This window comes from Streptomyces sp. OfavH-34-F, assembly GCF_022347745.1.
Classification (GTDB): Bacteria; Actinomycetota; Actinomycetes; order Streptomycetales; family Streptomycetaceae; genus Streptomyces.
Map to the genome: position 1 here is coordinate 78,516 of NZ_JAKRGC010000001.1, position 11,157 is coordinate 89,672.

14 protein-coding genes and 1 pseudogene are annotated in these 11,157 nt (G+C 71.7%); 4 read left to right on the top strand and 11 right to left on the bottom strand.

From position 1 onward, the window contains the following. Nucleotides 1-86 precede the first annotated feature (86 nt). From MHW47_RS00385 to MHW47_RS00415, 7 genes and pseudogenes are all read right to left on the bottom strand, one after another. Nucleotides 87-413: pseudogene (locus MHW47_RS00385) on the bottom strand (FAD-dependent oxidoreductase); the annotation flags it as partial. A 65-nt stretch (nt 414-478) separates the two neighbouring features. Next, nucleotides 479-856 carry a fluoride efflux transporter CrcB gene (crcB, locus tag MHW47_RS00390; RefSeq protein WP_189898481.1) on the bottom strand — a complete coding sequence of 126 codons (378 nt, stop codon included), beginning with the start codon at nt 854-856 and terminating at the stop codon, nt 479-481. Beyond that, nucleotides 853-1,206, bottom strand: coding sequence for a DUF190 domain-containing protein (locus MHW47_RS00395; RefSeq protein ID WP_189898479.1), 354 nt, complete (start codon nt 1,204-1,206; stop codon nt 853-855). Before MHW47_RS00395 ends, crcB begins: the two co-directional genes overlap by 4 nt. After that, nucleotides 1,203-1,706, bottom strand: coding sequence for a CrcB family protein (locus tag MHW47_RS00400; protein ID WP_189898477.1), 504 nt, complete (start codon nt 1,704-1,706; stop codon nt 1,203-1,205). The genes MHW47_RS00395 and MHW47_RS00400 overlap by 4 nt, the downstream gene beginning before the upstream one ends. 214 nt (nt 1,707-1,920) lie before the next feature. Then, nucleotides 1,921-2,553, bottom strand: coding sequence for a DedA family protein (locus tag MHW47_RS00405; RefSeq protein ID WP_189898475.1), 633 nt, complete (start codon nt 2,551-2,553; stop codon nt 1,921-1,923). A 58-nt stretch (nt 2,554-2,611) separates the two neighbouring features. After that, nucleotides 2,612-3,448, bottom strand: coding sequence for an undecaprenyl-diphosphate phosphatase (locus MHW47_RS00410; protein ID WP_189898473.1), 837 nt, complete (start codon nt 3,446-3,448; stop codon nt 2,612-2,614). Continuing rightward, nucleotides 3,445-4,146, bottom strand: a complete 702-nt coding sequence (locus MHW47_RS00415) for a phosphatase PAP2 family protein (RefSeq protein WP_189898471.1) — start codon at nt 4,144-4,146, stop codon at nt 3,445-3,447. Before MHW47_RS00415 ends, MHW47_RS00410 begins: the two co-directional genes overlap by 4 nt. A 137-nt stretch (nt 4,147-4,283) precedes the next feature. Between MHW47_RS00415 and MHW47_RS00420 the strand changes: the two genes are divergently transcribed. Together MHW47_RS00420 and MHW47_RS00425 are read left to right on the top strand one after the other, a co-directional pair. After that, the gene (locus MHW47_RS00420; protein ID WP_239220542.1) at nt 4,284-4,670 is read left to right on the top strand and encodes a BlaI/MecI/CopY family transcriptional regulator; all 387 of its coding nucleotides are present in this window, start codon (nt 4,284-4,286) and stop codon (nt 4,668-4,670) included. 18 nt (nt 4,671-4,688) lie between these two features. Next, nucleotides 4,689-5,624, top strand: coding sequence for a M56 family metallopeptidase (locus tag MHW47_RS00425; protein WP_189898468.1), 936 nt, complete (start codon nt 4,689-4,691; stop codon nt 5,622-5,624). Nucleotides 5,625-5,697: 73 nt separating this feature from the next. Here MHW47_RS00425 and MHW47_RS00430 read toward each other — a convergent pair whose 3' ends face one another. The 3 genes from MHW47_RS00430 to MHW47_RS00440 all read right to left on the bottom strand — a co-directional run bounded on the left by MHW47_RS00430 (nt 5,698) and on the right by MHW47_RS00440 (nt 8,480). Next, the gene (locus MHW47_RS00430; RefSeq protein ID WP_189898598.1) at nt 5,698-6,873 is read right to left on the bottom strand and encodes a permease; all 1,176 of its coding nucleotides are present in this window, start codon (nt 6,871-6,873) and stop codon (nt 5,698-5,700) included. 121 nt (nt 6,874-6,994) lie between these two features. Next, the gene (locus MHW47_RS00435; protein ID WP_189898466.1) at nt 6,995-7,930 is read right to left on the bottom strand and encodes a hypothetical protein; all 936 of its coding nucleotides are present in this window, start codon (nt 7,928-7,930) and stop codon (nt 6,995-6,997) included. 100 nt (nt 7,931-8,030) lie between these two features. Continuing rightward, nucleotides 8,031-8,480 (bottom strand): hypothetical protein, encoded by a 450-nt coding sequence (locus tag MHW47_RS00440; protein WP_189898464.1) that lies wholly within the window; start codon nt 8,478-8,480, stop codon nt 8,031-8,033. Between the two features lie 190 nt (nt 8,481-8,670). Here MHW47_RS00440 and MHW47_RS00445 point away from each other — a divergent pair, with 190 nt between their 5' ends. Next, nucleotides 8,671-8,976, top strand: coding sequence for a PadR family transcriptional regulator (locus tag MHW47_RS00445; protein WP_189898462.1), 306 nt, complete (start codon nt 8,671-8,673; stop codon nt 8,974-8,976). 40 nt (nt 8,977-9,016) lie between these two features. Here the strand turns inward: MHW47_RS00445 and MHW47_RS00450 are convergent, their stop codons facing one another. After that, on the bottom strand, nt 9,017-10,291 hold the full coding sequence (locus MHW47_RS00450) for an APC family permease (protein ID WP_189898461.1): 1,275 nt from the start codon (nt 10,289-10,291) through the stop codon (nt 9,017-9,019). A gap of 162 nt (nt 10,292-10,453) precedes the next feature. Here MHW47_RS00450 and MHW47_RS00455 point away from each other — a divergent pair, with 162 nt between their 5' ends. Beyond that, entirely contained in the window at nt 10,454-11,113 is a 660-nt protein-coding gene (locus MHW47_RS00455) for a class I SAM-dependent methyltransferase (RefSeq protein ID WP_189898459.1), read from the top strand. The last annotated feature ends 44 nt before the right edge of the window (nt 11,114-11,157 follow it).

An 11,157-nucleotide genomic window follows, 5' to 3' on the forward strand; every position in this document is an offset into this window, starting at 1 on the left:
CGGCTCGCGCCGCCCGTGGGCGAGGGCGTCATTGAACTCGCGGACGTGGTCTTTGGCCTGGCTCGACTGGACGCGGGCGAGGATGTCGACGGACCAGTTGCCGACTCGGCTTCGGCCGTGCCGCGGGCGGCGAGGTAGCGCTCGGCGTCGAGGGCCGCGGACGCGCCGGTGCCGGCGGCGGTGATGGCTTGGCGGTAGGTGTGGTCGACGACGTCGCCGGCGGCGAACACCCCGGGCAGGCTGGTCCGCGTCGTCGGGGACGCGACGGTGATGTAGCCCTCGCCGTCGAGGTCGAGCTGGCTCTTGAAGAGTTCGGTGCGCGGGTCGCGGCCGATGGCGATGAACAGGCCCGTCACGTCGTCCAGATCGCGGGTGGCGCCGGTGAAGACATCGCTCAGGACGACGCCGCCGAGCATGCCGTTCTGCGCCGGCCCCGGCTCGTTCCGGGCACCCTCGGTCGTGTCAGTCCGGTGGTGGATCACGGGAAGAGTGCCTGGGTAAAGGCAAGGCCGAGGAAGACGGCGCCGAGTCCGGCGGCGAGCGAGGCGATGATGTTGGCGGCGGCGAAGAACTTCGCGCCGGATTCGGCCAGGCGCAGCGTCTCGTAGGAGAACGTCGAGTAGGTGGTCAGTGCGCCGCACAGGCCGGTTCCCAGCAGCAGCTGCACGGTGTGGCCGGCGGCGCCGGACAGGGCGGCGCCGGTGATCATGCCGAGGATCAGGGAGCCGGTGACGTTGGCGCTGAAGGTGCCCCAGGGGAAGACGGTGTCGTGGCGGGCCTGGACGGCCCGGTCGGTGAGGTAGCGCAGGGGTGCGCCGATGGCGCCGCCGATCGCGACGAGGAGGAAGTCGTTCACGGCCGGTCCGCCGGGGTGTCGTGTCCGAAGTGGACGGTGCGGACGTCTTCCAGGGTGATCAGTCCTTCGATGCCGAGTTCCTCCAACTGGGGCAGGAAGGAGTGGATGCGTTCGCCGGTGTCGACGATGACCACGGCGACGGGGAGGTCGTCGGCCAGGGACAGCAGTCGGGTGGTGTGGATGATCTGCCGGCCGCCGAAGCCCTCCACACCGTGGAAGATCGAGGCGCCTCGAAGTCCGGCGCGGTGGGCGCGGTGGACGATCTCGCTGCAGACCGGCTTGTGGTGCCAGGTGTCGGTGTCGTCGACCACGATGGTCAGGCGCACCGCCGGGTGCGTATGGAAGGTCATGACTGGCTCCGATCGGCAAGGAGACGGCGGGTGCTGAACGCGCCGACGCCGACCGCGGCCATCGCGGCGGCCGCCGTCGTGGCGAGGTAGGCGAGTGCGGTCGCGGCATGGCCGGCGTCGACGAGACGTTCGATGTCCACGCAGTAGGTGGAGAAGGTGGTGAACCCGCCGAGCACGCCGGTCGCGAGGAACGGGCGCAGCAGGTGGTGGGCGGTGAAGATTTCGGTGACGGCGACGAGGAAGACCCCGATCGCCAGACAGCCCACGGCGTTGACCAGCAGCGTCGTCCAGGGGAAGGCGCCCGCAGGTGTGGGCCACAGCCGGGAGGCTTCGAAGCGGGCGAGTGCCCCGAGTGCGCCGCCGGCCGCGATGACGGCGAGGACGCCGTAGTGGGAACGCCTCAGCTCTCGTCGCTGCCCAGGGTCGTTCAGATCGACGTCGGGGTCGACAGGCTCGTCGGCTGCTGTGGCCTGCGGGGACCGGGACTCTTCGGAACGCATACCTCTCCCTACACGTGGTCTCCTGTCCGCGGGTGCGGGCAGGTCGGGTCACGAGTAGGGACCGTTGGCGGCGTGTGCCGCGGTTCGGGTACGGCGGGCCCCACCGCCGCGCGGCAGCCCGTAGGCCGCTGCTCCTCCCAGGCTACCGGGTAGCGGGCTGCGGCCCGCCGCCCGGTGGCCGGAGTGTCCGGCGGCGGCTCTGGCGGGCGGCTGGTCATGAAGCTGGGCGTCGACGACGGGCCCGCAGGTATTCCACGGCCAGTGGCAGGACGGAGACGGCGACCAGGGCGATCAGGATGAGCTCGATGTGGGCGGTGACGAAGGTGATCTGTCCGAGGAAGTAGCCCAGGAGGATCACTCCGGTGCCCCACAGGGCTGCGCCGATGAGGTTGAACCGGATGAAGGTGCGGTAGTGCATGGCGCTGACACCGGCCACGATCGGGGTGAAGGTGCGTACGACGGGCACGAAGCGGGCAAGGACGAGGGAGCGCGGCCCGTGCCCGGCGAAGAACGCGGCGGCCTTGGCGGCGTTCTCCTGCTTGAACAGGCGGGAGTCGGGGCGGCGGAAGAGGGCGGGGCCGACCTTGCGGCCGAAGAGGTATCCGGCCTGGTCGCCCGCTGCTGCGGCGATCACGACGAGCAGGCACACCAGCCATAGCGGCTGCGTGAGGTAGCGGTGCGAGGCGACGAGCAGCCCGGCGGTGAACAGCAGTGAATCACCGGGCAGGAAGAAGCCGATGAGCAGGCCCGATTCGGCGAAGACGACCGCGAGGATGCCGATCAGGCCGAACACGGAGATCAGGTGGTCGGGGTCGAGCCACTGCGGGCCGAGCGCGAGGGCGGTCATGGGAGGGGGCTCCTGTCCGGGCAGGTGGAGGCGGCGTTGCGGCGGTGCGGTCGGGGGATCAGGCGTGCAGGATGCCGGTGCCGAGCAGGCCGAACAGGAGGACGCCGACGACGACGCGGTAGGCGACGAAGGCGTTGAAGGAGTGCTTGGCGACGAACTTCAGCAGCCAGGCGATCGAGGCGTAGGCGACGACGAAGGACACCGCGGTGCCGACGATCAGCGGGAGGGTGTCCACTCCGGCGCCGATGGCGTCCTTCAGCTCGTACAGGCCGGCGCCGGTCAGGGCCGGGATGCCGAGGAAGAAGGAAAGGCGGGTGGCGGCGACGCGCTCCAGGTCGAGGATGAGGCCGGTGGACATGGTGGCGCCGGAGCGGGAGAAGCCGGGGAAGAGCAGGGCGAGGATCTGCGAGGAGCCGACCAGCATGGCGTCCTTGAGGGAGGTGTCGTCCTCGCCGCGCTTGTGGCGGCCCATCTGGTCGGCAGCCCACATCAGGCCGCTGCCGACGATGAGCGAGCCGGCCACCACCCACAGGGAGGCCAGCGGCCCCTCGATCAGGGGTTTGGCCGCGAGACCCACGACGACGATCGGGATGGTGGCGTAGATGACCCACCAGGCGAACTTGTAGTCGTGGTGGTAGCGCTCCTCCTTGTTCGCCAGTCCCCGGCCCCAGGCGGAGACGATCCGCACGATGTCCTTGAAGAAGTAGACGAGGACCGCCGCGATGGCTCCGACCTGGATGACGGCGGTGAACGCGACGACGGACTTGTCGTCGACCGGGATGCCCATCAGCCCTTCGGTGATCTTGAGGTGGCCGGTGGAGGAGACCGGCAGGAACTCCGTCACCCCCTCCACGACACCCAGGACGATCGCCTGTCCCACACTGATCGCACTCACGAGCCTTCACCTTCGCTTGACGGGGCGGCGCCGGCCTTACGACGCCGCAGGAGAACGAGGAACATCCCGAGCAGTCCGGCCCAGACGGAGGCCAGCAGCCAGCCCGCCAGCACATCGCTGGGCCAGTGCACGCCGAGGTAGATGCGGCTGACGCCGACCGCCAAAGCCCACAGCGCTGGCAGTACGAGCAGCACGCGACGGGCCCGTCCCCGCACCGAGCGGTACACGCCGGCGGCGAGGAGGACCGCGACGGCCGCGGAGGTGGTGGTGTGCCCTGAGGGCATCGCGTACCCGCTCGCCGACCACGCCCAGTCGGCGGCGGGCGGACGCGGCCGGGCGAGCCACGACGCCAGGGCGATGCGCGGCACCTGCACCGACACCAGGGCCAAGGCCCCGGCCAGTGCCCCGCGCCACCGGACGGCCGGCCAGAGGACGGATCCGGCGAAGGCCGCCAGCAGGTAGGCCGGTACTCCGCTGCCGGTCACCGTGACCGCCACCGCCACGACGGCAGCCCAGGAGGTCCGGTGCTCCACCACCCAGCCGTGCAGCGCACGGTCCACCGCGAACGGCGCCCCGTGCGCCGAGGCGGTCACCCCTATCAGGGCGGCCAGCGAGACCGAGCACACCAGCACCAGCACGGCGGCCGGCCACCACCGCACGCCGGCGGCGTGGGGCGGAGCGGCTGGGGAACGGGGCATCGGGCATCCTGTCTGGGCAGGCAGAAACAACGGCACGGGCAGGGCACGGCTCGGCACGGACGACGACCACAGTAACTTCTATTCGCGAATAGAAGTTACTGTGGACTGTAGACGACGAAGCAAAAGGGGGGATGAGCGTGGGCGCGCAGGAACAGGCGCCGGGCGCGGGTGGCGGGCGCCGGGCGAACGGGGCCTTGGAGAACGAGGTCCTCGCCCTGCTGCACACCGCCGGCCGGGCACTGACCCCAGGCGAGGTCGCCGAACGACTGTCGAACGGCCCGGCCCACACCACAGTGGCCACGACACTCGGGCGCCTGCACACCCGCGGCGTACTGGAACGCACCCCGGCCGGGCGCAGTTACGCCTACACCCCGGTCACCGACGAGTCCGGGCTGACTGCCCGGCACATGCGCCAGGTCATGGAGAGCGGCAGCGACCGCGCCTCGGTCCTGACCCGTTTCGTCGACGAGCTGTCCGACGACGACGAGGACCTGCTGCGCCGCCTGCTGGGCACCGACGAGTAGAGAGAGCCCCTGTCAGCGATGCACTTGGCCGTCTACCTGCCGCTGCTCTTCCCCGCCCTCGCCGCCCTGAGCGCCAGCCCCCTGGCCCGCCGTCTGGAGCCTCGCCTGGCGACCTGGCTGCTGACCGGCGCCGGCCTGCTGCTGGCCGCCTCCAGCACCCTGGTCCTGGGCCTGCTCGCCCTGGCCGGACTCGTCCGCATCCCGCTCGTGGCCGCCCTCAAGGGCTACTCACCCGAGGTGATCGCCAGCCAGGACCCCGCCGCGTGGCCGGCCGCCCTGGCGGGCGCCGTCCTGCTCGCCCTCGCCGTCCTGGCCGCCGTACGGCTGACCGTACGCCGGGCCGGGGCCCTGTGGTCCGCGGCTCTGGAAGCCGCCTGCCTGCCCGGCTCCGACCCAGTCGTAGTCACCGACGAGCCCGGCGCCGACGCCTACACGATGCCGGGGCTGCCCGGCCGCATCGTCATCTCCCACGGCATGCTCGATGCCCTCGACCCCGCCGGGCACGAGATCCTCCTCGCCCACGAACGCGCCCATCTGCAGAACCACCACTACGCGTTCGTGTCCCTCAGCCAGATCGCGGCCGCGGCCAACCCGCTGCTGCGTCCCCTGGCTACCGCAGTCGCCTACACCGTCGAACGCTGGGCCGACGAGCATGCCGCCCGCCACACCGGCGACCGCCGCGCCGTTGCCGAGACCGTCGCCCGTGCCGCCGTCGCCACCAAACGCGGCCGCACCCGGCGTCTCGTTCCCGCCGCGGCTCTCGGCATCCTCGGCCGTCGCAGGCCGAGTCCCGGCGTCGTCCCCCGCCGTGTCGCGGCCCTCCTCGCACCCCCGCCGCAGAGCCCGCCCCTGCTCCTGGCCGCCGCTGCAGTACTCCTGGCGGCCACCGGCCTGTGCGCCGTGGAGGCCGCACACGACCTCCACCGGTTCCTCGAGCTCGCCCACACGCGCTGAACACCGTCACCGGCGAGACTGCGCCCGCCAACCGGTCCGGGCTCGCGCTTCACCGACCGGCTCGCGGTGTTCCTCAGCCGTGGCCGTCGTGGCGGTCTTCTCCGCCCTGTTCCTGGCTGCCAGGGGCGCCGCCCATCATGGCGAGCATCTGCCGGCCGCCGGTGCGGAAGAACCGGATCAGGAACGCGGCGGCCAGCAGGAGGAAGGCGATGTTGAGGAACGTCGTGTAGTTCCAGGAGATCCCCTCCGTCGGGATCGTGGCGTCGGCCTGGTCGGGGATGAGCCCCAGGGCGCCGAAGGCGAATTCCACGACGTAGCCGGCGAGGACCGCGGCGGCGTAGAAGGTCCACAGCAGGAAGAGGGCCATCCTCGCGCCGTAGTACTTCCGGTAGATGTTCAGGATCGGCAGGATCAGCAGGTCGGCGAAGATGAACGCGACCACGCCGCCGAAGCTGATGCCGCCCTTCCACAGGACGACGGCGAGGGGCACGTTCCCGATCGAGCAGACGAACGAGGCGATCGCGACCAGCGGGCCGATGAGCGGGCCGATCAGTTTGGACGCCAGCGGATGCCCGTCGAGGAAGAGAGCGCTCCAGAACGAGTCGGGGACCCAGGCGGCGATGGCCCCGGCGATCAGCAGTCCGACCACCAGGTCCCGCAGGATCGCCGCCCACTCCATCACGAAGACGTGACTGGTGGAGGTGAACCCTTCGCCCGACAGCAGCCGCCGGGCGAAGGAGCCCTCGCGCTGGACGGACATGTCCATCGCCGCGTGGCCCTCCATCGCCCCGGCGACCCCGCGTTCGGCCTGCTGGCGCGCCTGGCGCAGGAGCCGCTCGTGCAGGAACAGCCAGAACAGCACGGCCAGCGCGATGATCATGACGGGGCCGCCGACGAACTCCGCCGCGGTGAACTGCCAGCCCATCAAAAGGGCCAGGATCACGCCGAGCTCGATCACGAGGTTGGTGGAGGCGATCTCGAAGGCCATCGCGGAGGTGAAGTTCGCGCCCTTGCGGAACAGCGAGCGGGCCAGTGCTACGGCCGCGTACGAGCAGGAGGAGGATGCCGCCCCCAGCCCAGCCGCGATGGCCAGGGTCTTGGGACGGTCGTCCCCCAGGAGCGAGACCACCGTCGACTTGCGGACGACGGCCTGCACCACCGCGGACAGGGCGAAGCCCAGGATCAGGGCCCAGGTGATCTCCCACGTCATGGACAGTGTGATCGACAGTGCGTGGAGTACGGCGTGGATCATTCTCGAAGCCTCCCGGTTCGGGCACCGCTCGGGGCACACCGACACGTCGGCGCGGCGGAACGCCGGGCGGGGTGAGGGCGGGGGTCCGGGGCGCCACGGGGTGGCGCCCCGGACTGGGTCAGGCGACCTTGAGGGTCAGGGCGGCGGTGTGGAGCTTGCCACCGGTCTGGAACTGCAGGAACAGCCGCCAGTTGCCCGACTCGGGCAGCATGGCCTGGAAGGCCAGGTCAGGGCCGCCCCGGTCGCCCTTCACCTCGGTCTGCGGGTGGAGGTGGGCGAACGCCTGGTCACCCTCGCGGAAGGCGGTCAGGTGGGCGTAGGTCTCCAGGTAGGGCTGGAGATCGGTGACCGGCTTGCCGTCCTTGCTGATGCTGACGGTCAGCGGGTGGGTCATGCCGGCCATGAGCTCGCCGCCCTTGACGGTGACCGTGTAGCCGTCGGCGGTGGTGCTCGTGGCCGCGGCGGGCAGCGGGGTCGTGGGGGCGTCGCCGGGCACGATGACGGTGCGGCTGAGGACGAAGTCCTGGTCCTTGCCGGGACCCGTGCCGGGGATGAAGGAGGCGTACACGCGCCAGCTGCCGGGTTCCAGGGATGCGAGGTCAGCGGTCCAGGTGCCGTCGTCACTCATGGCGGGGTGCAGGTGCTGGAAGCCGGTCAGGTCCGAGCGGATGGCGTAGAAGTGCATCAGCTTGCTCTGGTCCGGCGCGAACGCGGTGAGCGGCTTGCCGTCCGGAGAGGTGACCTTGAACGTGTAGGGGGCGGGCCGGCCTGCGGGCAGCGTGGCCGCGGAGGAGGCGAGCCGGTAGCCGTCCCGGGCGTCGGCCAGGCCGTTGCCCATGCCGGCGTGGTCCATGCCAGACATGGAGTCGTGGCCGTGCCCGGCATCGGCAGAGGACGCGGGGGCGGACGGCGTGGCGGCATGGTCCATGCCGGGCATGGAGGAGCCGGAGTCCTTCGACGAGCCGCAGGCGGCCAGGGCCCCGGCGAGGACGACGGCGCTGCCCGCCGCGGCCAGGGCACGGCGGAAGGCGGTGGAACGGGAGATGAACGACATGGCAGGTGGCTTTCGGCTGGTGCGCGCCGCAACAGCGCGCGGGTGGTCGGGGCGCGTGTGGCCCACGGCCCGTACGCAACGGACCCCGGGCGAGGCCCTGTCACCTGCGCGCGGTGCACACTCTCAGCAGCAGTTCCCGCCCGCCCCCTGGAGGACCGCGCCTGCCGGCCCGTCCTGCGGCAGCCCGCCACCCGCTGCCGGCCCCGGCGTAGAACACGGTGAAGACCAGCGCCGCCAGGACCCACACCACCGGCGCGAGCAGCCGATCTCGAGGCGCGACCGCCACACACACGGAACCCGCCCCGGCGGACGGTGCCGGCGGGACGGCCTGCGACACCCTGACCCCGGCGGGAGGGGCAACCGGCGTGTCGGCGTGATGACTGGAGACCTGTTCGGCGTGCGAGGCCGGGGCGGCGACGGCCGTCTCGCCGTGACACCCGCCGGCGGCCGTGGCCGGGGCGCCGTGCATCAGGAACAGGCCGAACAACACCGCACACACCGCGAGCAGCCGGGCCACGGCCCGCCCGCCGGTGCGTCCGGTGTGCTCCACGGCTGCTCCCTCGCCCGTCGCTCCGCTCCCTCCCGGGACCGGCAGTCATGCCTCGACCATACCCCTGCCCCGTACCCGCGGCCCGCGGTGCGCGGGAGCGGGGCCGGTCCGGACGGTGCGGGGCGGTCTGGTCGTCACCGTAGGATCGGAAGCCGATATCGGTTTCGTCACAGCCGGAGGCGGGTGCGGGGTGCGGGAGTTCCAGCGGGCTGCGGTGCGGCTGCACATCTTGCATCACGCGGCCGAGGAGGAGATCCACGGCGCGTGGATGACCGAGGAGCTGGCCTCTCACGGCTACCAGATCAGCCCCGGAACCCTCTACCCGACGCTGCACCGCCTGGAGGCCGACGGCCTGCTCGTCTCCGAGCAGCGGGTGGTCGACGGCCGCACCCGACGGGTCTACACGGCCACCGAAGCCGGGAAGAAAGCCCTCGCGGAGGACCGGCGGGCGCTGAAGGAGCTGGCCCGCGAGGTCCTTGGCGACGGCGCCCCGTAGGCCGGCGGCCAGTCAGCGGACCGCCGTGCCGGCCGGACTCCTAAGGGTTGCGCTTGCGCACAGTGCGACGGACCCCGTACGCGGCAGCGCCGAACACCAGGACCGCAGCACCCCAGATCACCGATGACACGGGCAGGGCGAAGGCCAGCACGATGCAGCCGGCCAGCCCGACGGCCGGGATGACCCGCGCCGGACGCCCCTCGCCGGGTGAGAGCGTCCACGCGGAGGCGTTCGCGACGGCGTAGTACGCCAGTACCCCGAACGAGGAGAAGCCGATCGCTCCGCGCACGTCCACGGTCGCGGCGACCACCGCCACCACGGCGCCGACCACCAGTTCGGCACGGTGGGGCACCTTGAACTTCGGGTGGACCGCCGCCAGGGCATGCGGCAGGTGCCGGTCGCGGGCCATGGCCAAAGTGGTCCGCGAGACACCTAGGATCAGCGCGAGCAGCGAGCCCAGAGCAGCGACGGCCGCACCGACGCGAACCACGGGGACGAGCCAGCCGGCACCCGCGGCCCGGGCGGCGTCCGACACAGGAGCCGCCGCCGCAGCGAGCCCGTCCGGGCCCAGCACCATCAGGACGCAGACGGCGACGGCCGCGTAGACGACGAGGGTGATACCCAGCGCGAGCGGGATTGCCCGCGGGATCGTGCGCGCGGGGTCGCGGACCTCCTCGCCGAGGGTGGCGATGCGCGCGTACCCGGCGAAGGCGAAGAACAGCAGACCCGCCGCTTGAAGCACCCCGCCGGCGGTGGCATCGGAGCCGACGCTCAGCCGGGCAGCGTCCGCTACGGACGAGGTGAGGGCGGCGACCACGACAGCGGCGAGCACCGCCAGCACAACGGCCACGATCACCCGGGTCAGCAGCGCGGACTTCTGCACACCGGTGTAATTCACCGCCGTCAGCGCCACGACCGCGGCGACCGCGACCGCATGGGCCTGGCCCGGCCACACGTAAGTGCCGACCGTGAGCGCCATCGCCGCACACGAGGCGGTCTTGCCGACGACGAAGCCCCACCCCGCCAGATAGCCCCAGAACTCGCCCAGACGCTCACGCCCGTAGACGTAGGTGCCGCCGGAGGCCGGATAGCGGGCCGCGAGACGAGCCGAGGAGGTCGCGTTGCAGTAGGCCACCACGGCCGCTAGGGCCAGACCGATCAGCAGCCCGGAGCCGGCCGCACCGGCAGCGGGGGCGAGCGCGGCGAAGATCCCGGCCCCGATCATCGACCCCAGACCGATCACGACCGCGTCCGTCACCCCGAGGCGCCGCCGCAGCTCACCCGAGTTGCCGCTGACGGTTACCGGATTAGTCATGGACCACTCCCTCAACCCCTGCACCTAACGGTGCCCGATATCGGAAGACGATATCTGAGCCCCTACGGGCGAGGTACAGGCCCCGTCCCGCGAGGTGCAGGGCTGCCGGCAACGACATCTACGCTGGCGCCTGGCCATGGACGGACGACCGGGAGTGCCAGCATGAACGACGAGGATCTGGCGCAGGCCCAGCGCCGCCACTGGCAGAACACCTACACCGCGCACCCCTCGATGTACGGCGAGGCACCCTCCACCGCAGCCGTCCACGCGGCCGGCGCCTTCCGGAGCGCCGGAGCCAGGGACGTCCTGGAGCTGGGGGCCGGTCACGGCCGCGACGCCCTGTACCTCGCACGTGAGGGCTTCACGGTCCAGGCCGCAGACTTCTCCGCCGCCGGCCTTCAGCAGCTGCGCGCGGCGGCCCTCCGCCAACAGGTGGCCGAGCGGGTGACCACCACCGTGCACGACGTGCGGGTACCCCTGCCCCTGGAAGACGCGTCCGTCGACGCCGTCTTCGCGCACATGCTGCTGTGCATGGCCCTGTCCACCGAGGAGATCCACGCCGCGGTCCACGAGGGCCGCCGGGTGCTGAGACCCGGCGGCATCTTCCTCTACACCGTCCGCCACACCGGCGACGCCCACTACAACTCCGGCATCGCCCGAGGCGACGACATCTTCGAGCACGGCGGCTTCGCCGTGCACTTCTTCGACCGCAGCCTCGTCGAGCAACTCGCCGACGGCTGGAACCTCGACGAAGTCCACGCTTTCGAAGAGGGAGAACTGCCGCGCCGCCTATGGCGGATCACGCAGTCCCGGCCCCGCTGACCGAACCGGTCCGCACCACCGCTCCTGCAAACCCGTTCCCCGTT